The following is a 21,219-nucleotide window of genomic DNA, read 5'->3' as shown; positions in this document are numbered from 1 at the left end:
ATTATTATATAATTATAATACTTGGGATGTCTAAAATTCTGCTTCTACTTCGATGATTTCGGTGTACTCAAACTGATTGGGACTGAGTTTAACTAGGGGATAATTAACCCCTTGTAAATTAATTATATCTTCCTCACAATCTGGTTTTGATGAATTGTAAACTAGGATATATTCTCGCCCAATTCTGGGCTTAATTTCTGTTGCGACTTCCCCCCGCCATTGGGTTTTGGTGACTAATACAACTAGCTGGTTAGCTAACTCTGGAATAATGCGGGCTATTTGGCGGCGGTAAATTTCATCTAAACTACCAAAAGGGGAATCCATCACAATAGGAAATGTACTGCTATCTGGTCCCATGAGGGTATTCTTTTGGCTCCATTCTCTAACACCTTCGATAATTCCACCAATAAAGGATAAACTGAGGATTTGATTTTCTCCGGTGGAGGAGGCTACTGGTGCATCTTCTCCAGAGGTTCTTTCCACTAATTTAAGTTCGTATTTGGGGCTGAGTTGCGGTTGATAGGGGGTAAAAGAAATTTGGGAAAAAATATTTTGGACTCGCTTTTCTAACTGTTGGCGGAATTGCTGGTCTAAACGTTCGAGGACTTGGGATAATCTGGCGATCGCATCTTCCGTCGCCGCAATGCGTCGCTGGGCTGTTAGCTGCTTGATCTCATTCATTTGTTGGCGATCTATTTGTTTCGAGAGTTTCTCGCATTCTTGAGTTAGAGTCTCAATTTGTTGATAATTAGAACCCATTTCTCGGTTAAGTTCACCAATGCGGCTTTCGATTTCATCTAGGCGTTTTTGCAGTTGTTGAATATCCTCATCTGGGAAATGGCGTAGCTTTTGCTTAATATCATCTAGCCGGGTTTCTATTTTGGATAATTCCGCCCTATTTGTGCTGATAGATATTTGATGCTGGTCAATTTCTTGCCAAAATTCTCCTAGTTGGCGATCTACATCATCGACTTGGGTAGACATACGGATAGCGGTTTCTTCAATATCTGCCATTCCGGCTTTATTTAACCAACTTTTTAGGCGATCGCATTCCGAACTTCCTTCTGTTATAGGAGTTCCACAAATGCACTGCTGGCGGTTAATCAACTCATTCACAAACTGCTTAGTAATTCCTGTCATTAACTCCCCCCTTTCTCGCATTCCTGAAAACAGGTGACGAAAATCGGCGATCGTATCTGACAATAAAACCGGATAAGCCCTAGTTGACAACAGTTTATTAATCGTTTTTTTAGACTTTTTTAAATTATCTCTGATTGAAATAATTTGGCTTTCTAACTCACTTCGCAATTGTTGCAACTCCGCCGCCCCGCTTAAATCCAATAAATGGGAATTTAGCGTGCGTTTTAACTGTTCATGATGTGCTAATTCCGTTTCGATTTCCTTCTGTCTGTTCGACAAAGTATTGATTTCATCTTCCCGCTTTTTTTTGTCGTTTAAAAACTTTTTTGTCTCAGGATTACCAATAATCAATAAATCCTTTTCCAAAGACTTTCTCGCTTCCTTTAAATGTTTAATACCCCTATTTAATACCTCCACCCCCAATAACTCTTTAGTAGCTTCCGCAATTTCCGCTTTTCTATCATCCCTAACAATTTGTTCTATGCGTTCTCCATCAAAAAAGAAATACTGATGTAAACTCATCGGTAAAATGCGATTAATAATCTCTTCTGGTGGCTGCGGCGGCAAAGTCCAGCGCCCATCATCTCCCGCCACCTGCATATATAATTCGCTGTCGGAATGTTCGATTTCTCCATGTTGCTTATAGGCGCGACAAACCCGTTTAACCTGATAGCGTTTATGGTCATGTTCAAAGACAATTTCCACCCAGCAACCTACAGCTTTCCCCGGTTCAGCTTCCGTCAGCGATCGCTTATTAACCAATTGTTCCGACACCGCAAATGCCGCACTAAATTTATTATATAAAACCCAGCTAAAGGCATTAAGTATCGTCGTCTTACCCGCACCATTATTCCCATAAATTACCGTAGTATTTCGTTCCCCTTTTGCTAAATATATAATCGGGCTTTTTCCGTAAAATTGCCGAAAGTTACACAACTGAATCGAGAGTAAATTCATTGTATGACCTCTTTAATAATCTTGAGAACATCATCATTAATGTTCAAGGGACTTTTCATATATAGTTTATCTCTTTCCGCCTGCAAAACCCTTTCGATAATTTCCCTAACTTCCGGGGGTGCATCTGTAATCGGGTCATGAAATAATGTCTGATTAGCGTTTTCTCCATAGGTAGATTTTGCCTCAGAAAACACATTAGAAATCGCGTGAATTAAACCCTCTGAATATTGGTAAGACATAGACTATTCCAAACGTGAGTTATCGATGGTTTTTTAATAGGGCGAAAAATCGACTATCTAACAAAAATAAATTTTATCCTACCACAACCCCTATAATCACGTCAACTCTGAGACGACAAGGAGGGATAATGTAGGGGCGGGTTCCTCAGTCAATTCGACTTAGCACCAGTCAACTTATAAACCCGCCCCGGACCCCCCCGGACCCGCCCCGGACCCCCCCGGAAACCCGCCCCGAAACCCCCCCCGGAAAACCGCCCGGAAAACCCCCCCGAAACCCACCCCGTTAAACCCGCCCGGAAAACCGCCCCGAAACCGCCCGGAAAACCCCCCCGAAACCCACCCCGTTAAACCCGCCCCCGAAACCAGCCCCGAAAACCGCCGTGGGTGAGGGAGAGATAATGATGGATGATTTATAAATCCAATAAACCATAGCGTTTTTGTAGTTGTAATAACTTCACCCTAGCCTCTCCTGCATTGTCTGCAATATCAGCAAACTCCATAAACCGTATCAACTCTTTTTTTAACAAATTGCGTTCAACATCTAACGTATTTCTGCCCAAGTCTGGCGGTAAAACAATCATATCAAAAACCGTCGCCCTTTCCTTTCCGGGATGAGGTCTAAGAACCCGTCCTCGACGTTGAATAAATTGGCGGGGGTTGCTGCTACTTGCCAGAATTACCGCATGACGAATAGCTGGAATATCTACCCCTTCATCAAGACAGCGAATAGCTACCAAACCCTGTAGTTGTCCCGCTTCAAATTGTTGCCGCAATTCTTCCCTTTTTGCCATAGGAGTAGCGGCGGTATAGGTATTAACACGATAGCCCAATTCTGACCCCAATAAAAAGACGATCGCTTCTAGTTGTCGGTCAAAGCGAGTGCCTTTTTCCGTGATACCATCCCCACAATAGAATAGCGTGTGGCTGGTCTGTAAACGATTACTCATTAACTGTCTGAGGGCGTTAACCTTATTATTAGCAGCCCCAATTATTCTTGCCCTTTGCATCAATAGCGCCGTGATATTTTCGTTAGTTTCCCACTCCTTCTCATTGTCCATTAAAGCCCAACCAATGCGAGTAGTTAGGCGGGAATAAATCAGAGTTTCAGCCGGCGTTAATTCTACCAAAATCGGATAGTATAAATAATGAACTAACGCCCCTTGGCGGATAGCTTCAGCCAGCGTAAGTTCCGGTTGTAAAACCGGACCAAAATACTCCATTAAAGCATTTGTCCCCTGGTCATCAAAATGACGTTCTGGGGTAGCAGAAAGTGCTAGACGTAAACCTATATGTCGTGGTAAACTAGCTTCTAGGCGAGGGGCTCCTAAGTTGTGGGCTTCGTCGCCGATAATCAAAGTTTTGGCGGGGAAATACCGCAGTTGAGACTGAAAGCTATCGGAAATTAGCGTGGCGTTAGTCGTGATGACTGCGAGAAACGGTAGATGACCCGAACCTATGTTATAAAGGGACGTAGATAGGTGTTTTTGCCAATTGTGGACGCTTTCAAAAGCCAGTAGCGGAGTCATCCCAAATTTCTGAGCTTCCCGTCCCCACTGAGTAACTAGGTGGCGATAGGGACAGATAACTAAAACAACTTGTAAGCCAATTTTATGATATAATTCAGAGGCGATCGCTAAGGCTGTGATAGTCTTACCCGTACCCGTTGCCATTTTCAGCGTTCCCCGTCCCCGGTTCCCAAACCATTGGGATACCGCCTGACGTTGGTAGTGTCTCAGGTGTATTTGTGGGGGAATGACAGGGATACCAGGTAGACTCACCGCTGAAACACAAGCCCTATATAAAAATCAAAAATCACCCATCAAAAATCAATCATGATCTGATTCCCAGTCGGGACAGGAGTCACCCTCCACACCTAATGGGTGCATTCCACAAACTAACAAATTCCCACCGTAGATTTTACCATGATAGTGATTACATCCACGACAGGCTGGGTTTTGGGTGGCGCTGGGGTGAACATAGGTGACAAAGGGATCAAAAGTTTCCTCTTCCTCAATACCATCTAGTTCCAAATCTAAGTATATATCCAGAATCGGCTCAAAGATATCATTTAAAAACTGGTCTAAGTCGGGAATCAACTTATTTTGGACTTCCTCAGCAATTTCTTCGGAAAATTGAGTCAGGTCATCCATGATATGATTAAACTCTTCAGTCGCATCTATAAAAAACTTTTCCACCTCAATAACTGTGGCTTCTATACTCTTAACAAACTCATTAGACCAATCTTCCATTAGGCTTTAGGGGCTAACTGCTTTAATATTTGACACTCCCTTTGCTGAAAGCAAGGGACTCTTGAGGTAATTATAGCCCTTTTTGGTTTCCCATACTCAGGTCTTACAGGATTATGTGCAAAGGATAAACCAATCTTATCTTACGCAGAGCGATCGCACTCATTGATCAATTAAATCAATCATTTTCCAAATTACGCAACTCATCCTTTAGTTTATCAACCTGATCGCGTAAGTCTTCAATGCTATCATCACTACTACTCTCTGGGGCTTCTTCCTCATCATCAATAATTTCGATGCGGCGAGGTTGCGCCGACTGAGGTGGTGTAGGATTATAATCAGCGCCTGGTTCTTGTGCTTGTCGGATAGCATCGTCAACAAAACGGCGGGCTTCTTCCGTCGTCATTTCGCCACGTTTAACCAGTTCATCTGCTAATTTTTGGGCTTCTACCTGTAACTCAGCCAGTTTACTCCCCGCCTTTTCCCCGGCGTAGGAAGCCAAACCAACCCCAAGGTAAACTGCTTTTTGGACTAAATCTCCAAAACCGGGCATAGGGAAAAACTCTCCAGGCAATAATTTAGGGGAAGTTAAAAATGGGAGTGACCCGGATTCCACGCCTATCAGAAGCATCCCGTGTTGCTGCTACCTTCCGGTCCTGACAAGGTTTAGGCGTTCTGACCGCATAGGTCCAGGCCACAAAATTCATTATAACACAGAAATTCACGGTGCAACCACACACCACTCAAAAATTTCGTAAGTCACGCAATTATTAACCACCAGAGGGTCATCCGCGACAATAGCTTGGGCGGCGGCCATAGACTCAGCCTCAAAAAGCAACATTCCGCCGCCTTTCCTTCCCCAATAGCCACTGCGCGCTTGATGTCCTTTAGCAGCCAACTCCTTGACATACTCGATATGGGCGGGGACATATTGATCAAAAACGGCTTTTTCCACAATTCCGGTTTCAATTTTGGCAAACCAAGGCATAATCGTGATTAATCTAATGTCTTAATAGTTAACACTTGGGGCGGACTCGCGTCTGGGGGATACAGAAAGTCAAATTCCACCTGTCGCCGTGTTCGGGGTTGAATGTCTAATTCAATCAAAGGTTCCCCCTGTTGTCCTCGGTTTTGGACTAGGTGAAAGTATCGGCTAACTGTAGTTCCCGAATCATCAGTATAGCGGAAACGCACCGTTCCTCGGAAAAATACCCGGCTGGGAGGTTCCTCGAAAAATTGCACTCCCCCGTCTGTTAGTTCATTACTTTTTAGGGGGGTTTCCATGGTGAGGACTACAGTTTTAGGGGTATTGGTGGGATTAGATAAGTCTAGGGTTAGGCTATATTGAATGCCATAGTTGCCATGGGCTTGATAGGCGGTATCCTCATAACGAACTACCATGGGGGCGCTTTGGTTTTGGTTGGTTCCTAATTTACCCCCAGGTAGGGAACTGAAAATATAGGAAATGGCTTGACCGGGTTCGGGAATGGTCAGGTTGGTTATCTCGGCTTTCCAGACTGAACCTAGGGCGACTCCAGCAACTCGACCATAAATGATTCTCTCTGGACTATTCGGGGGTGTGGGCGCTAGGTCGCGGGGGGTGACTAGAGAACCATTGTGTAATAATTCTACCCATGATTCTAGGGCGGGGCTAGATTCGCTACCGTCGGGGTTTTGAATGGCAAATTGAGCTAGACTAGCTATATGCACTGTACCGCTACTCTGGAGGCGCATAAGAAGCGATCGCCCATTGAGAGGCGGTTCTAATGTTTTTACCGGAATAGGGGCTTTAAAGACCATCTGAAACTGCTGTGGTGGAATGATTACTTGGTCGGGTGGTGATGACTGTTGCCTTCCTCGCAAAATCTCTCCCATAACTCGACTTCCTGGACCTGCAAATACTGTCCCATCATTGTTGTCTAATACGGGAGGTAAGGGGATAAAGGGTGCGTCTGGTTGGCTGAGATAGCTGGCGGCTTGTAATATCTCTAGGGTGACCGGTTCGCTGGTGGGGTTGTAAGCTAATAAGCCTAGATATAGGGTGCGTAAGTCTTCGGGGTTGGTGGGTCTGGCGATATGATGGGCAAAAATGTCGAACCTACCGTCAAAGGGAAAGTTAAGATGGGCATTGGTTTGGGTTTTACCTTGGGGGGGAAAGGTTGATAGTAAGATACCTTCGACTGGTACAACTTCCGGGCTATTGCTATTGAAAACTGGAATATTATCTAGTTGACCGGGAAGGGGACGCACTTCTTGGGGTCGGGTGATGACTACTGGCGGCGGGGGGGTGACTGAGAGGATTAGGGGGGCGATCGCTAGTGGTAGCATAGAGTGGTGATAATCTGGATAATTGGGACTGTTAACTTATGGATTATACTGATTGTAAAATGTTTTGTGCATGGTAGGATACTTTTTTCGGTAAGTCTAGGGCTGCTAATATTCGCGCTATGGTAGGACTATGGTAGGATTATGAATGGCGATCGCTTAAATCGGAAATCTTTAAATGTTACACCTTTACGACTACAAGGATTAGTGGATCGGTCTATTGATGTGTTAGAGTCTCTGTTACAAGACCGGGAAGTTTCCCCTTTAGACCGGGCGGCGATCGCTTTAAAAATTCTGGAAGCGACGGGGGTTAATGTCCGTCAAACTTTACCATCTGTTAATGTGAATCTCCCCAACTCTCCCCTAGTTTTGGGTGGTTATGTTCAGATGGAAAATTTCTTGTCTCCCTCGGAAAATAAACAGGCTTTAGAAATAGCGATCGCTTCCGCTGACCAATTTGTGGCATCCACAACTACAACCGGGGCGGTTAACTATCGAGAATCATCGATTTTATATGCTACCAAGTTCCCCGAATACTATCAATTTATGAAACATCGCATTTTAGAAACTTTACCGCAGGTATTATCTCAGTTGAAACATCCCCCTTTTACCGTCACAGAAGTGGAAATGCAGCTAACCGCCCACCATAATGGTGGATATTATAAGATTCATAATGACTCTAGTAGTGCCAAAACGAAAACTCGCACCATCACTTATGTCTATTATTTTTATGACCAACCCAAAGCCTTTACCGGCGGACAACTGCGACTTTATGAAACCGAGTTACGGAATGGTGTCGCCTACAACAAAGAGACCTTTAAGACTATTGAACCCATTAATAATAGTATCGTGTTTTTTGATAGCCGTTGCAAACACGAGGTAATGCCAGTTAGTTGCGATTCCCCGAACTTTAAAGATGGTCGTTTTACCCTAAATGGCTGGCTGCGACGGGCGGAAGACTAACACATCAAAAACCTGGTTAAGTTTGTGTATAAAATAGTTGAGTAATTCCAGATTAATTAGCAGTTCATTAATTCCCAGTAAGTCGGAGGATTAAATAAGTTGTGAATCACGATATTTTCCCTATCAAAAATAAGGCGATCGCCTCGGAAACAGCCCTAGAAAATTTATTGTCTGATTCCCTGGATTTAGTCCAAAATGCCCTAAATAATTCCGAACTATCTCTATCCGCAAGAGTCGAAATAGCTTTAAAAGTTTTGGATCTCTCCGGTGTCTATCATCAATTAAACCGCCCCGCAAATCCTAATGATTATCCCGCAGTTGCTGAGAGTCCCGCCACAGACACCCCCAAGCTATTAGAAGCTAACTTTATCCAGATTGACAACTTTTTATCACCCGAAGAACAAGCAGAAACCTTTAAGATAGCCTTCCAAAATCATGATAAGTTTTTCCCGTCTGGAGTCGCCAACAAGGAAGAAAACACCCGCAAATCTTCAGTTTTACTGGTGCAAAACTTTGATGAATACTACAACCAAATCAGACATAAAATTCTGCAAATTAGACCCAAAATCTTAGCTCAACTCAACTTACCGACTTTTTTGGTTTCCTGGGTGGAAATGCAAATGACAGCCCATAACCATGGAGATTATTATTATATCCATCAAGACATGGATGGCGAAAAAATTGCCAATCGAGTTTTAACATACGTCTACTATTTCTATGAACAGCCAAAACCCTTCTATGGGGGGGATTTAAGGATTTATCCTACCTACATCAACGGTGATAGTTATACCATTGGTGAACAGTTTGTTACGGTGGAACCTCGCCATAACAGCATCATCTTTTTTGATAGTCGCATGAAACACGAAGTTCTCCCGGTTTTCTGTCCTTCTGGGAGGTTCGAGGATAGCCGATTTACTATTAATGGCTGGATTCACCGTTAAAATAACCCTATAGGGGGGTTGACAAGCCACGGAAACTAATGTAAAATATTGACATACTTTTTCATAATAAGAAATTTGTTAAAAAAATAAAATTGTCAAGATTCCCATTATCTAAAATAATACCAGAAGTCAAAGCCAAAAGCAACCCACCCACCCCAAAAAAAATTTTTTGCAACATTTCTTAACATTTCGTTACAAAAGCAAAATTCACGATGCGATCGCCTGAGAGAAAGTTATGGTAGGGGCGGGTTCCGCCGTAGCCTGTTCGGTTCACAGAGGTTAGCTTAGTAAACCCGCCCCAGAACCCACCCGATAACCAGCAGCCATGGTAGGGGCGGGTTCCGCCGTAGCCTGTTCGGTTCACAGAGGTTAGCCTAGTAAACCCGCCCCAGAACCCACCCGATAACCCACACCACGCCATGGTAGGGGCGGGTTCCGCCGTAGCCTGTTCGGTTCACAGAGGTTAGCCTAGTAAACCCGCCCCAGAACCCACCCGATAACCAGCAGCCATGGTAGGGGCGGGTTCCGCCGTAGCCTGTTCGGTTCACAGAGGTTAGCCTAGTAAACCCGCCCCAGAACCCACCCGATAACCAGCAGCCATGGTAGGGGCGGGTTCCGCCGTAGCCTGTTCGGTTCACAGAGGTTAGCCTAGTAAACCCGCCCCAGAACCCACCCGATAACCAGCAGCCATGGTAGGGGCGGGTTCCGCCGTAGCCTGTTCGGTTCACAGAGGTTAGCCTAGTAAACCCGCCCCAGAACCCACCCGATAACCCACACCACGCCATGGTAGGGGCGGGTTCCGCCGTAGCCTGTTCGGTTCACAGAGGTTAGCCTAGTAAACCCGCCCCAGAACCCACCCGATAACCAGCAGCCATGGTAGGGGCGGGTTCCGCCGTAGCCTGTTCGGTTCACAGAGGTTAGCCTAGTAAACCCGCCCCAGAACCCACCCGATAACCAGCAGCCATGGTAGGGGCGGGTTCCGCCGTAGCCTGTTCGGTTCACAGGGGTTAGCCTAGTAAACCCGCCCCAGAACCCACCCGATAACCAGCAGCCATGGTAGGGGCGGGTTCCGCCGTAGCCTGTTCGGTTCACAGAGGTTAGCCTAGTAAACCCGCCCCAGAACCCACCCGATAACCAGCAGCCATGGTAGGGGCGGGTTCCGCCGTAGCCTGTTCGGTTCACAGGGGTTAGCCTAGTAAACCCGCCCCAGAACCCACCCGATAACCAGCACCACGCCATGGTAGGGGCGGGTTCCGCCGTAGCCTGTTCGGTTCACAGAGGTTAGCCTAGTAAACCCGCCCCAGAACCCACCCGATAACCAGCACCACGCCATGGTAGGGGCGGGTTCCGCCGTAGCCTGTTCGGTTCACAGAGGTTAGCTTAGTAAACCCGCCCCAGAACCCACCCGACAACCAGCACCACGCCATGGTAGGGGCGGGTTCCGCCGTAGCCTGTTCGGTTCACAGAGGTTAGCTTAGTAAACCCGCCCCAGAACCCACCCGACAACCCACCCGACAACCCGCCCGATAATGCGCCCGATAATGCGCCCGATAATGCGATCGCCTTCCCAGGCCACAATCAAAAATCGACATAGCAGGTTGTCACAATTTAAGATTAAAATGTGAGATACTTCTTAACATTGTCTTAGCACCCATCCGACAATTATCTCAAATCACCGTGATTGATCTCGAGTGTTTTCCCTATAGTGTTGGACACGAAGATGATGGGGTGTGTTTGTTGTTACGCATGGGACCCCATCACGTTTTGCTTGATTGTGGTTTGCGCGATATTTCGCCGCTGCTAAAATCTTCCGAAGGATGTGTAGCTGACTTGGTGATTTGCTCCCATGCTCATGCCGATCATGTTAGGGGTTTGTTGGCACTACATGAAAGCTGTCCAGACTTACCAATTTATGCCAGTGATGTTACTAGCCAATTGTTACCCCTCAACTGGCCAGAGCAATTGTCATCAGGGCAAATTCCGCAATTTTGCCAACCCCTACCGCTGCGAACAGAAGTCCGACTGAAGGAAGGACTAAGCATCACCCTATTTCCGGCCGGCCACCTGCCGGGTGCGACTTGTATGCTGCTGAAATATAATGCACCCCATCGCACCTATAAGCTATTTTATACGGGGGATTTTTTCCTATCAAATTCTCGATTAGTGGAGGGTCTACCCCTAGGGGAACTGCGGGGACTCAGGCCGGATGTGCTAATTTTAGAAGGGAGCTATGGAACTGCACGCTATCCCCACCGCCGTCAACTAGAAAACCAACTAGCGGAAAGGATTTATCGAGCGATCGCCTCTGGTTATTCTGTAATAATTCCCACCCCAGCATTAGGGTTAGGCCAGGAATTATTAATGCTACTGCGTTCCCACCACTACTTCACAGGTAGGGATATTGACATTTGGGTTGATGGTCAAGTACAAACTGGGTGCGATATATATTTAGAGCTGCTACCGCACTTCCCAGCTAATATACAGAACTTTGCCCAGCATCAGCCACTATTTTGGGATGAGCGAATTAAGCCTCGTGTGCGTCGCCTCTCCCCAGAATTGTTGCCAGAACTGGAGCAATGCCCCTCTATTGTGATTGTAGATGACGGGACGGATATTGAACAGTATTTGCGCTATCGTCCTCGGTTGTGGACGTTATTTTTATCAGAAACTCCCGGACACACCAGAGAAATATCGGCCTTGGTAAATTCTGGGGAAATTTTGTTAGAAAGCTATTTTCTGGCGGAACATTGCGACGGCCCAGGAACTACCCAACTGATTCATAACCTGCGACCCCAGCACGTGATTTTTGTGCATGGTTCCCCCATTTATCTAGCGGATTTAACCAATTTAGACGAACTGCGGAACCGCTACCAATTGCATTACCCAGCAGCAGGCGCACAGGTTCAATTACCGATTGGGGAGACTTTTATACAACCGACCCTCCCAGAAACCCATTATCAGGGGGAGTTAACGGAGTCGGCTACGGAGTTAAATATTACCCTACCCAATACTTTGTCTGTTGATCCACGGTGGTCTACCTTTGCAGATACGGGAATTGTGGAGGCTAGATGGCAGGGGGAAGAGTTAGTTTTGCGGGGAATTTCCCAGCGAGAATTTCTCAGCAGTCAGAGCGATCGCACTATGCCATCAGACTTAGACTGTTGTGGGAATTGCCAATATTACCGAAGCGGGCGTTGTTGGAACCCAGTTTCGGCTTTATATGGCTTTAAAGTCACCCCAGAGGGTTACTGTCCCGTGTTTGAGCCTTTAGCTCACCGAGACGAGTAACATCAGGGATTATTCGCGATCGGAGTCGGTGGAAGGGTTACGCAGTTGCTCGGCTTCTGGACATTCATCAGATACCTGTAGCTCGAAATAGCCACGGGGAACTGATGCCAACTTTTGACTAATAGATCCGATACTCTCGAGGCGCACGATTTCTTCCCAAGAAGACACTTCGTCATCTTCTTCTGTTTCGTAGCGCAGCGTGACCAAATCTCCCTCGATATCAAGAATATGGGCTCTTTCGATCCACCTTTGTTGGTCCCGCAAAAAGATGCAGACTTCGCGGCCATCACAACAAAGTTGATAGATCTTGCGATGTAGCATTTTTAACTTAATCCTGAGAAGTTCGCTGGCTAGGTCAAGTCGCCCTATGAAGGCGTTGGTCTGATTTGGATGATTGTAAGTCACCCATGGGGGCTTATTGTAGCTGATATCTGACTGAATCGCATCTGTTAATTTTATTAATAGCGCGTCATTGCTTATTATTATACAGTGTGATCACAAATTTCGGTATCACTCCGATCCAGGCGGAGGCAGGAAGTTATTAATATAGCCGGAAAGATATCTCAACTATGGTTTACGCACAAAGTCTATCCCAACCCACAGTATTTGACCTCGCGCGATCGGGTGATTTCAGGGCGATCGGCTATCTGATTAATAGCTACCTAGCACCCCAGGGGATACAGGCGCGAGTTATCCCCGATCGCAAAGGGTGTTTACAGGTGCTGGTAGAGTTTCAACAAGAACCGATCGCCGAGAGAATTGTTAAATATATTTGTCATGTCCTTTGGAAGCTGAACTCTCCCCAGGTGCTGGGGGTGAGAATTGCCGGTCGCTTCATGGGTCAACCAGATATCCTGTGGAACCAGTCGGTTCGCATTGTCACACCCGCCGCCCGTCAACGTTCCCAGAGACGAAAGGGGAGCAGGAGCAGCCTGGACTTTAAAACCCTGCGGACTTTGCTGCTCATGACCTCAGTAACGGCTACTTTAGTTCTGGGATGTTGGGTTAGTTACTATGAGGTAATTGGTCGGGATGCTCGAGCCATGACTTCTTCCCGTGGAGGCGGGTGGCGACAGTCGAATCAGGTGGTTATGACATCTCCCCCGGTGACTAGACCTAATCAGGTGCGGGCGGCTTTGGAAACTGTCCCGGTGATTCAACATGAGGCTGTGTTAAATCCAGAGGACCCAACCGTAACATTAATGTTTGGGGGAGATGTTAACCTGGCAGGTTCCTTTGCTCAGAAAGTTGGTGACAATTATAGCTGGGCTTTTTCAGAACTACAGGAATATCGGGATGCGGATCTAGCAATGGTGAATTTAGAAAATCCTTTGACTAGAGCGACCCTGGCTCGACCTAATCGACAATTTAATTTTAAAGCTGATCCAGAAGCGGTTAAGGTATTAACAGAAGGTGGCATCGATCTGGTCAATTTAGCCAATAACCATATCATGGATTACGAAGAAGCGGGACTGGTGGAAACTCTGGAAACCTTGCAGCAAGCCGGTATTCATGCGATCGGAGCGGGACGAGATATCATGGAAGCGCGACGACCGAAAATTATCGAGGTAAGAGGACAGCGGATCGCTTATTTCGGCTATTATGATGCTGATTTTAATGCAGCCGGGGAAAATCGGGCGGGAACTAACTCTCGTGATCATGAACGGATCGCGGCAGATATTCAGGCTGTGCGTGATCAGGTAGACTGGGTGATTGTTAATTATCACTGGGGAGTTGAACTTTCTGATTATCCGGGAGATTGGCAAATTGATTTGGGTCGCTATACCATTGACCAGGGAGCAGATGTGGTGATTGGACATCATCCCCAGGTTCTTCAGGGTGCAGAGATATATAAGGGTAGACCAATTGTTTATTCCCTGGGAAATTTCATTTTTGGTGGTAACAGTCGCAGTGATTACGATACAGCTATTTTAAGGGTTTCACTAAAGCAAAATCGGAAAATGAAAGTGGAGTTTTTGCCGGTTGAGGTGCGAGGATATCAGGCTCGTGTAATGCAAGGGGAAAGCGCTAAGGCGACTTTGCGCCATATTGAGCGGATTTCCCGGATTTTTGAGCAGCCGATGCCCTACCAGGTGATCCTGAAGGCTCGTTCTACTGAGCCAGCCTTGAGTGATGCTATAACTACTCCTGAAGTACATCAGGAAAGTTTGTCGCCTGGGTTGTCGGAGAATGAAGGGTCAACTACTATGTTAGATGATGCTCCTAGTGAATCCTCAGTTACTGCTGATGAGCCGACAACTACATGGGAGGAAACTTCTGGTCCGTCTGAGCAGTTGCGGCCTTTTATCAAAACTCCTTTTATTACGGAACCTTTTATTTCTCCCCCTCAACCTGAAGCTAGAACTTCAGAAGGCAGTTACAATAATTCTAAGTCGGAAATTTCCTTTGATGTATCAACAGGGTCTCACCACAAACCTAAAGATGATCAGTCTATGACTAACAACAATAGGGTTTCTGCTGAAGGTTCTGTGAACGCTCATGGTGGTGAGGCTATTCGTCTTCCTGAAATAGGGTGTCAGAGGTGTATTGGTCAGGATGTCAAACTTTCAACAATGTAAGCGTGCGTCACCAATTATCATTTGTTCTGTTTCATGCAAATTATCACCGCGTGACGGCACCCTACAAACTCCACTAAATTCCTAAGGAAGAATAAATTACTGTGTTTGCGATCGCACTTAACCAAAAACAATATAAGACCTATACCCTATGTGACCACAAGGCTGAGTCTATTCTGGAGGTAGTACCGGAAAGGGGTGGGTTAATTACTCGCTGGTCAGTTAAAGGTGAAGAACTGCTATATATGGATGAGGAAAGGTTTGCTGACCCCAGTTTGACAGTCCGGGGTGGTATTCCGATTCTGTTCCCCATCTGTGGGAATTTACCCGATAATAGTTATACCTACCAAAACCGGGAATATGGGCTCAAACAACATGGCTTTGCTCGTGATTTACCCTGGACGGTGCGAAAACAGGACCAAACTAACGCCGCCTCAATTACGGTAGGGTTGACTAGCAATGATGAAACGCGATCGCTATATCCCTTTGACTTTGAATTAGAGTTTACCTATACCCTCAAGGGAAACGGGCTAGAGATTTTTCAGCGTTACACTAATCTATCCGGGTTAGTGAACAGTATGCCCCCTGAGTCCATGCCTTTTTCAACCGGTTTACATCCTTATTTATGGGTCCCAGATAAAAGTCAACTGCGTTTTCACATTCCAGCCATGCAGTATTGGGACCAACCGACTGAGAGTCTCCAGGATTTTCGAGGTTACTTTGATCCTAATGTCGAGGAAATCGATGGCATTTTTGGGCCTTTGACCGGGTTAGGAGCGACCATGACTGATTTAAGTCGCAATTTAAGATTATGTCTGAACTACAGTGCAGCTTATTCCCGTGTAGTCTTTTGGACAGTGAGGGGCAAGGATTATGTTTGTCTGGAACCTTGGAGTGCGCCCAGAAACGCTATGAATACCGGACAACTGCTAACTCACCTAAAGCCTGGAACCAGTTTTGAGATGGTAGTTTACCTTATGGCAACTTTTTTATAAAAAATGTTTGACAACCAAAATTAGCTATGCTACTATAGAAAACTGTGTGAGATTAGAGAAATAACTCACTAGGGTCGCTAACTCAATGGTAGAGTACTCGGCTTTTAACCGATTAGTTCCGGGTTCGAGTCCCGGGCGACCCATTTTCACTTTGTTTTTAGTGATAAATGTGCAATTAGTGAACATAACTTGATACAATTAGCCATAAATCGTAAAATTGTTTTAAGATTGTTTTAATCAAAACCATCTTAGAGATTAAGAAGACTTAGGAGGAGACTTTATGGCGATAGTACCGATGCGGTTGCTGCTGGATCATGCTGCTGAGAATGATTATGGCATCCCAGCCTACAACGTTAACAACATGGAGCAGATCCAATCGATCATGCAAGCTGCCCATGAAACCAACAGCCCTGTGATCCTGCAAGCATCTCGTGGTGCTCGCTCTTATGCTGGTGAAAACTTCCTGCGCCACCTGATCCTGGCGGCGGTGGAAACCTATCCTCATATCCCTGTGGCTATGCACCAGGATCATGGAAATTCCCCCGCCACTTGCTACTCTGCAATGCGTCATGGCTTTACCAGTGTAATGATGGATGGGTCTCTGGAAGCCGATGCCAAGACCCCCTCTGATTTCGAGTACAATGTGCGGGTAACTGCTGAGGTGGTTAATGTAGCTCACTCGATTGGTGTGAGTGTAGAAGGGGAACTGGGTTGCTTGGGTTCTCTGGAAACTGGTATGGGTGATAAGGAAGATGGTCACGGCGCGGAAGGTGTCCTGACTCGCGACCAGTTGCTGACCGACCCAGATCAAGCGGTTGAATTTGTAGAACGTACTCAGGTTGATGCTTTGGCTGTGGCCATTGGAACTAGCCACGGTGCTTATAAGTTCTCCCGTAAACCGACTGGGGAAATTTTGGCGATCAGCCGCATTGAAGAAATCCACAGCCGTTTACCAAATACCCACTTGGTGATGCACGGTTCTTCTTCTGTTCCCGAAGATCTGATTGCTTTGATCAACCAGTATGGTGGTCAAATTCCTGAAACTTACGGCGTTCCGGTTGAAGAAATCCAGAAAGGTATCAAGAGTGGTGTTCGGAAAGTGAACATTGATACTGACAACCGTTTGGCGATTACTGCTGCTATTCGTGAAGCTGCGGCTAAAGATCCTTCTAACTTTGACCCCCGCCACTTCATGAAGCCTTCTATCAAGTATATGCAGAAGGTTTGCGCCGATCGCTATCAACAGTTCGGAACTGCTGGTAATGCTGACAAGATTAAAGTTCAAACTCTCGACGAGTTCGCTGCTAAATATGCTAGTGGTGCTTTGAGTGCAACTTCTAAAAAAGCTGTAGCTGTGTAGTTAAAAGTTTCTGTTGACTCAGAGGTTGGTTTTTAACTAATTAATTGAACCCGGTTTTACGCCGGGTTTTATTTTTTAAGGGTAAATTTGTGGATAATTTTCTGGGTCTACAAAATTACCATCACAATCAGACTTTTCTCGATATTCGATCGCCTTAAAATCGACTTGATCCCATTGATATTTAGCAAAAGATCCACAATCTCCTATACCGCGATATTTGGTAAAGACAGTTAAAACACCCTGAACAGGCTCATAATCAACTAAACCGACGACCTCATCCATCTGAGTTTCTACCCTTTGACCACTAGAGTTAATTTCAAACTTAGGTAATTTAACGCGCCCAACATTAACGCCCTGATTAGTTTCTCGATCAACAAAGAAATTATAATTATTTTGATAAGCTGCCTGAAAGCAGAGTAATTGTACCAAATAGCCCTGAGTTCCCAAAGGATAAGCAAAGGAACCGACTTGAAAGGGGAAAGAACTACCACCGGGACAAATATTTAATTGCTGAGAATTGCTGTAAAAATACTGCATGATGGGCTCAGGAACCCTAAAAAAAGGATCACCTTGATCAAGTTCTTCGTCACTGGGTTGGGGAGTAACTTGATCAGGTTGAGGGGAGGGAGTCTGAGATAATAGATCAGTTCTGGCGCGGGCGGAGAGAATGCTGCCATAGTGGAAGAATAAGCAGGCGATCGCCAGAGATAGGGCTAATTTTCGCATATTTTTGATATAGAGGTGAGTAGGTACTCTGGGTATACATCAACAGGAGGCACAAACCAGAGAATTTTGAATGTGATAGCCGGAACTAGCCAAATTATGGGCAGATTTTTGTTAAATTAGCAGAAATGCACTTACTCTGTATATTGAGGATACTTTACTGGTGGTAGCAAACAAGCCGATATCCTTCAGCGATCGCCAAAATATGGACAACGACATTTTATCAAACGCCATTTTATTAAAGGTAAAGCGACTCACAGCGGCCAGCGGTCAAATGAGTTTACCCTGTATCCCGTCCATGATAGACGAATACATGGACCAGTTTGATCGAATTTTAAAATCCCTAGGACAGCAATTCACCCAGGAAGAAATGACAGCCCTGCGGGAATTGGTAGCGCGGAAACTAGCAGAAGGCTACAATCAATCACCCCATTCTCGGATAATTTTTAAATACGAACCGCCAGACCCCACCCAAGGGCTGACCAGCGGCTTAAAATTAAGCGTATTGACAGAAATTCTATCAGTGGAACAGAAGTATCAACGGTGGCTAACCAGTCGCCAGGGACCGTTATTTGGCTCTCATGCTGACGCTAAACTGATGGATGTGGTAAAAGAGTTTAACCCGCCCTCTAGCGCCCCCATTCTTGACGTAGGGGCTGGGGTAGGTCGCAATACTTTAGCTTTAGCGAGGCGGGGACATCCTGTAGATGCGGTAGAATTAACTCCAGAATTTGCCCAAATTATCGCTAAGGAAGCCCAGGAAAACCAATTGCGGGTGCGGGTTATCCAAAGTAATATTTTGAATCCATCTCTACAATTACCGCAGAAAAGCTATCAATTGGTGTTGGTGTCGGAGGTGATTTCCCATTTTCGGAATAACCAGGACGTGCGAATCCTGTTAGGGAGAATGTGTAATGCTATTAAACCGGGGGGGCTGTTGTTGTTTAATACATTTTTAACAGATCCAGGTTATGAACCTGATAACCGGGCGCGGGAACTTTCCCAGGTGCAATGGTCTTATTTAATCACGCGATCGGAGTTCAATTCGATCATGGCCGGTTTACCATTAGAGATATTATCCGATGAGTCGGTGTATGAGTATGAGCGATCGCACCTCCCCTCCGAATCCTGGCCCCCAACGGGTTGGTTTGAAAATTGGAGTCAGGGTAGAGATGTCTTTCCGATAAATAACCCTCCCATATCATTGCGATGGATACTCTGTCGGGTGAATTAAGTTTTAAGTAAAACAACTTACCGATTCAGGAATTATGTTAAAGGGAAAAGTTACCCAAGTTTCGCTGTATGTTGTGGCTGCTGTGGCAGCATTGTTCGTGGGAATATTTTTCCCGATGATGCAATTACAAAGAATGTGGTCTTCTCGGACAGGGGAAATGCCGGAAGTTTCCCAGCCTTCAGAAACTGTGATGAGTTTAGCGGTGTTGTCTCCAGAGTCGCGCCGCCTGGAATTAACAGAAATTGCCACCAGTAGAACTACCTCAGAAAATCGCGATCGCGCTAGATTCTTACTGGCGGCGGATTTATTAGAAGCCGGACAGCCAGAAGAAGCCTTAGAACAATTAGATAGATTAGAGAGGAGTTATCGTGTCTTAGCGGGTCATATCCTGAAAATGCGGGCTTTGGCTTATCAACAGCTTGGGGATACGGCTAAAGCCTCACTATCATGGAAGGCTTTGGTAGATGGCCACCCAGAAGATCCGGTAGTGGTAATGGGTTTATATGCTTTAGGGGAAACTAATCGGGAATATTGGGATAGGGCGATCGCCGAATTTCCCGCCCACCCACAGACCGTAGAAATTGCCAGAACCCTACTGAGAGAGAATCCCGATCAATTCCCATTATTGCTATTAATTGCCCAACATGGTATTCATTTACCCGAATATGGCACTTATTTAGCCAAGTTAACCCAGAATTATCAACAACAACTTACCCCAGAGGATTGGGAAAATATTGGCTTTGGCTATTGGGAGAAGATGGATTATGCTCGAGGGGCGATCGCCTATTCCAAAGCCCCCAAAACCCCCAGAAATATGTATCGACACGCCAGGGGGTTATGGTTAGGTGGCAAAATTCCCGAATCTCGTCGGGCTTATCAAGAGTTAATTGCCGCATTCCCCACCCAAACAGATCCTGGGGGCGAAGACGCTGGCTTAGGAAGAATTAGACTAGCGCGGTTAGTCGAGCCCAGAGAAGCCCTACCCCTGCTTAATCAAGTAGTAGAGAATTTCCCTAATCACGCCGCCGAAGCCGTATTAGACCGCGCCAATGTCCTCGATAAACTCGGATCTACTGAAACAGCCTCTCAGAGTCGTCAGTTATTGCTGAGTCAATATAGTGATTCCGAAGCAGCCGCGCAATTGCGTTGGACTCTCGCCCAACAGGGTGCAACGGCGGGAAGACTTGATATTGCTTCAGAATGGGCGCGACAGTTAGTTAACAAAAACCCCGATAGTGAGTTAGCGCCACAAGCTACCTTTATGTTGGGAAGGTGGGCGAGACAGCAGGGGAATTCCAAAGATGCTACCAAAGCCTTTGAATATCTGTTAGCCAGATATCCCGAATCTTATTATGCTTGGCGCGCCGCCGTGTTTTTGGGTTGGCCAGTGGGAGATTTTACCACTGTGCGCCCCCTGTCTCCCCATGTAGAACACTTGGAACAGTTACCTATTCCCTTAGCCGGTTCCGAGGCCGTAAGAGAATTATATCGCTTAGGGCGCGGTCAGGATGCCTGGAGTTTGTGGCAGGTAGAATTTAGTAATTATCGTCAGCAGCCTTCTGTCGCCCAACAATATACTGATGGTTTAATGCGAATTGCCGTAGGTGACAACTTAGATGGACTGTGGATGATTTCCAGCCTTAGCCGTCGGAATGACCCCGAAGAACATCAGGAATATCTGGCTTTGAAGCAAAAACCTGGTTATTGGGAGTCTTTATATCCTTTTCCTTTCCTAGAAACTATTGTGAGTTGGTCAAATAAACGCCAACTAAATCCAGTCTTGGTTACCGCCCTAATTCGCCAGGAGTCGCGGTTTATGCCTTCAATTAAGTCAGTGGTAGGGGCGACTGGATTAATGCAGGTCATGCCCGAAACCGGGGCGGAAGTAGCCCAGAAAATTCAACTGACTAACTATTCTTTAGAAGATGTTGAAGATAATGTTAATTTGGGGACTTATTACTTTGATTTTACCCACCGAGAATATAACAATAATTCACTGTTAGCTGTGGCGAGTTATAATGCCGGTCCGGGGGCTGTAGCTAATTGGGTAAGGCGGTTTGGTTTTAATGATCCTGATGAGTTTATTGATAAAATTCCCTATCCTGAAACCTATGGTTATGTGAAATCTGTGTTTGGAAATTACTGGAATTATCTGAGGATTTATAACCCAGAAATTTCTCAAAAGTTGGCTGAACATATCCGCACCTTTAATGACAGATTTGACTAAAGTTA

At 45.8% G+C, this 21,219-nt stretch carries 18 protein-coding genes, 1 tRNA gene and 1 other RNA gene; 9 read left to right on the top strand and 11 right to left on the bottom strand.

Features of this window, described 5'->3' with window-relative positions:
* Positions 1-30: 30 nt before the first annotated feature.
* The 8 genes from N39L_RS23100 to N39L_RS23065 all read right to left on the bottom strand — a co-directional run bounded on the left by N39L_RS23100 (position 31) and on the right by N39L_RS23065 (position 6,910).
* On the bottom strand, positions 31-2,097 hold the full coding sequence (locus N39L_RS23100) for an AAA family ATPase (protein ID WP_014276497.1): 2,067 nt from the start codon (positions 2,095-2,097) through the stop codon (positions 31-33).
* Positions 2,094-2,336, bottom strand: a complete 243-nt coding sequence (locus N39L_RS23095; RefSeq protein ID WP_006616527.1) for a hypothetical protein — start codon at positions 2,334-2,336, stop codon at positions 2,094-2,096. Before N39L_RS23095 ends, N39L_RS23100 begins: the two co-directional genes overlap by 4 nt.
* 410 nt (positions 2,337-2,746) lie before the next feature.
* Entirely contained in the window at positions 2,747-4,114 is a 1,368-nt protein-coding gene (locus N39L_RS23090; RefSeq protein ID WP_014276496.1) for a DNA phosphorothioation system restriction enzyme, read from the bottom strand.
* A gap of 48 nt (positions 4,115-4,162) precedes the next feature.
* A complete protein-coding gene (locus tag N39L_RS23085; RefSeq protein ID WP_006616728.1) occupies positions 4,163-4,585 on the bottom strand; it encodes a hypothetical protein in 423 nt (140 codons plus the stop codon).
* 175 nt (positions 4,586-4,760) lie between these two features.
* On the bottom strand, positions 4,761-5,135 hold the full coding sequence (locus N39L_RS23080) for a phasin family protein (protein ID WP_006616727.1): 375 nt from the start codon (positions 5,133-5,135) through the stop codon (positions 4,761-4,763).
* A gap of 46 nt (positions 5,136-5,181) precedes the next feature.
* Positions 5,182-5,278: signal recognition particle sRNA small type (ffs, locus tag N39L_RS23075), an RNA gene on the bottom strand.
* A gap of 25 nt (positions 5,279-5,303) precedes the next feature.
* Positions 5,304-5,570: a YciI family protein gene (locus N39L_RS23070; RefSeq protein WP_006616726.1), complete on the bottom strand. Its 267-nt coding sequence runs from the start codon at positions 5,568-5,570 to the stop codon at positions 5,304-5,306.
* Between the two features lie 8 nt (positions 5,571-5,578).
* Complete coding sequence (locus N39L_RS23065) at positions 5,579-6,910, bottom strand: DUF3370 domain-containing protein (protein ID WP_006616725.1); 1,332 nt, start codon at positions 6,908-6,910, stop codon at positions 5,579-5,581.
* Between the two features lie 141 nt (positions 6,911-7,051).
* On the opposite strand from N39L_RS23065, the gene N39L_RS23060 reads away from it, so the two are divergent.
* Both N39L_RS23060 and N39L_RS23055 read left to right on the top strand, forming a co-directional pair.
* Positions 7,052-7,870 (top strand): 2OG-Fe(II) oxygenase, encoded by an 819-nt coding sequence (locus N39L_RS23060; RefSeq protein WP_014276495.1) that lies wholly within the window; start codon positions 7,052-7,054, stop codon positions 7,868-7,870.
* A 101-nt stretch (positions 7,871-7,971) separates the two neighbouring features.
* Positions 7,972-8,811, top strand: a complete 840-nt coding sequence (locus N39L_RS23055) for a 2OG-Fe(II) oxygenase (protein ID WP_006616723.1) — start codon at positions 7,972-7,974, stop codon at positions 8,809-8,811.
* 1,469 nt (positions 8,812-10,280) lie between these two features.
* On the opposite strand, the gene N39L_RS23050 is transcribed toward N39L_RS23055, so the two are convergent.
* Entirely contained in the window at positions 10,281-10,403 is a 123-nt protein-coding gene (locus N39L_RS23050; protein WP_286131457.1) for a hypothetical protein, read from the bottom strand.
* A gap of 85 nt (positions 10,404-10,488) precedes the next feature.
* On the opposite strand from N39L_RS23050, the gene N39L_RS23045 reads away from it, so the two are divergent.
* Positions 10,489-12,099 carry an MBL fold metallo-hydrolase gene (locus tag N39L_RS23045; protein WP_006617665.1) on the top strand — a complete coding sequence of 537 codons (1,611 nt, stop codon included), beginning with the start codon at positions 10,489-10,491 and terminating at the stop codon, positions 12,097-12,099.
* A 9-nt stretch (positions 12,100-12,108) separates the two neighbouring features.
* Here the strand turns inward: N39L_RS23045 and N39L_RS23040 are convergent, their stop codons facing one another.
* Positions 12,109-12,420 carry a DUF6679 family protein gene (locus N39L_RS23040; RefSeq protein ID WP_006617664.1) on the bottom strand — a complete coding sequence of 104 codons (312 nt, stop codon included), beginning with the start codon at positions 12,418-12,420 and terminating at the stop codon, positions 12,109-12,111.
* A 248-nt stretch (positions 12,421-12,668) separates the two neighbouring features.
* On the opposite strand from N39L_RS23040, the gene N39L_RS23035 reads away from it, so the two are divergent.
* The 4 genes from N39L_RS23035 (at position 12,669) to fba (ending at position 17,030) form a co-directional block, all read left to right on the top strand.
* The gene (locus tag N39L_RS23035) at positions 12,669-14,678 is read left to right on the top strand and encodes a CapA family protein (RefSeq protein WP_006617663.1); all 2,010 of its coding nucleotides are present in this window, start codon (positions 12,669-12,671) and stop codon (positions 14,676-14,678) included.
* Between the two features lie 101 nt (positions 14,679-14,779).
* Positions 14,780-15,670 carry an aldose epimerase family protein gene (locus N39L_RS23030; RefSeq protein WP_006617662.1) on the top strand — a complete coding sequence of 297 codons (891 nt, stop codon included), beginning with the start codon at positions 14,780-14,782 and terminating at the stop codon, positions 15,668-15,670.
* A 71-nt stretch (positions 15,671-15,741) separates the two neighbouring features.
* A tRNA-Lys gene (locus tag N39L_RS23025) sits at positions 15,742-15,813 on the top strand.
* A 137-nt stretch (positions 15,814-15,950) separates the two neighbouring features.
* Positions 15,951-17,030, top strand: coding sequence for a class II fructose-bisphosphate aldolase (gene fba / locus N39L_RS23020; RefSeq protein WP_006617661.1), 1,080 nt, complete (start codon positions 15,951-15,953; stop codon positions 17,028-17,030).
* A 75-nt stretch (positions 17,031-17,105) separates the two neighbouring features.
* Here the strand turns inward: fba and N39L_RS23015 are convergent, their stop codons facing one another.
* Complete coding sequence (locus N39L_RS23015; RefSeq protein WP_006617660.1) at positions 17,106-17,756, bottom strand: DUF1176 domain-containing protein; 651 nt, start codon at positions 17,754-17,756, stop codon at positions 17,106-17,108.
* Positions 17,757-17,916: 160 nt separating this feature from the next.
* Here N39L_RS23015 and N39L_RS23010 point away from each other — a divergent pair, with 160 nt between their 5' ends.
* Both N39L_RS23010 and N39L_RS23005 read left to right on the top strand, forming a co-directional pair.
* The gene (locus N39L_RS23010) at positions 17,917-18,987 is read left to right on the top strand and encodes a class I SAM-dependent methyltransferase (protein ID WP_014276490.1); all 1,071 of its coding nucleotides are present in this window, start codon (positions 17,917-17,919) and stop codon (positions 18,985-18,987) included.
* A gap of 34 nt (positions 18,988-19,021) precedes the next feature.
* Positions 19,022-21,214, top strand: a complete 2,193-nt coding sequence (locus tag N39L_RS23005; RefSeq protein ID WP_006617658.1) for a lytic transglycosylase domain-containing protein — start codon at positions 19,022-19,024, stop codon at positions 21,212-21,214.
* Positions 21,215-21,219 lie beyond the last annotated feature (5 nt).

The organism is Limnospira platensis NIES-39 (assembly GCF_026000695.1).
In the GTDB taxonomy this organism is placed as follows: domain Bacteria; phylum Cyanobacteriota; class Cyanobacteriia; order Cyanobacteriales; family Microcoleaceae; genus Limnospira; species Limnospira platensis.
This window is presented reverse-complemented; position numbering and strand designations above follow the sequence as displayed.

What these genes read in the sequence shown, in the direction of transcription:
- N39L_RS23100 (WP_014276497.1), bottom strand. Translation starts at nt 2,097, where the DNA reads ATGAATTTACTCTCGATTCAGTTGTGTAACTTTCGGCAATTTTACGGA.
- N39L_RS23095 (WP_006616527.1), bottom strand. Translation starts at nt 2,336, where the DNA reads ATGTCTTACCAATATTCAGAGGGTTTAATTCACGCGATTTCTAATGTG.
- N39L_RS23085 (WP_006616728.1), bottom strand. Translation starts at nt 4,585, where the DNA reads ATGGAAGATTGGTCTAATGAGTTTGTTAAGAGTATAGAAGCCACAGTT.
- N39L_RS23080 (WP_006616727.1), bottom strand. Translation starts at nt 5,135, where the DNA reads ATGCCCGGTTTTGGAGATTTAGTCCAAAAAGCAGTTTACCTTGGGGTT.
- N39L_RS23070 (WP_006616726.1), bottom strand. Translation starts at nt 5,570, where the DNA reads ATGCCTTGGTTTGCCAAAATTGAAACCGGAATTGTGGAAAAAGCCGTT.
- N39L_RS23065 (WP_006616725.1), bottom strand. Translation starts at nt 6,910, where the DNA reads ATGCTACCACTAGCGATCGCCCCCCTAATCCTCTCAGTCACCCCCCCG.
- N39L_RS23060 (WP_014276495.1), top strand. Translation starts at nt 7,052, where the DNA reads ATGAATGGCGATCGCTTAAATCGGAAATCTTTAAATGTTACACCTTTA.
- N39L_RS23050 (WP_286131457.1), bottom strand. Translation starts at nt 10,403, where the DNA reads ATGTCGATTTTTGATTGTGGCCTGGGAAGGCGATCGCATTATCGGGCG.
- N39L_RS23040 (WP_006617664.1), bottom strand. Translation starts at nt 12,420, where the DNA reads ATGCTACATCGCAAGATCTATCAACTTTGTTGTGATGGCCGCGAAGTC.
- N39L_RS23035 (WP_006617663.1), top strand. Translation starts at nt 12,669, where the DNA reads ATGGTTTACGCACAAAGTCTATCCCAACCCACAGTATTTGACCTCGCG.
- fba (WP_006617661.1), top strand. Translation starts at nt 15,951, where the DNA reads ATGGCGATAGTACCGATGCGGTTGCTGCTGGATCATGCTGCTGAGAAT.
- N39L_RS23015 (WP_006617660.1), bottom strand. Translation starts at nt 17,756, where the DNA reads ATGCGAAAATTAGCCCTATCTCTGGCGATCGCCTGCTTATTCTTCCAC.
- N39L_RS23005 (WP_006617658.1), top strand. Translation starts at nt 19,022, where the DNA reads ATGTTAAAGGGAAAAGTTACCCAAGTTTCGCTGTATGTTGTGGCTGCT.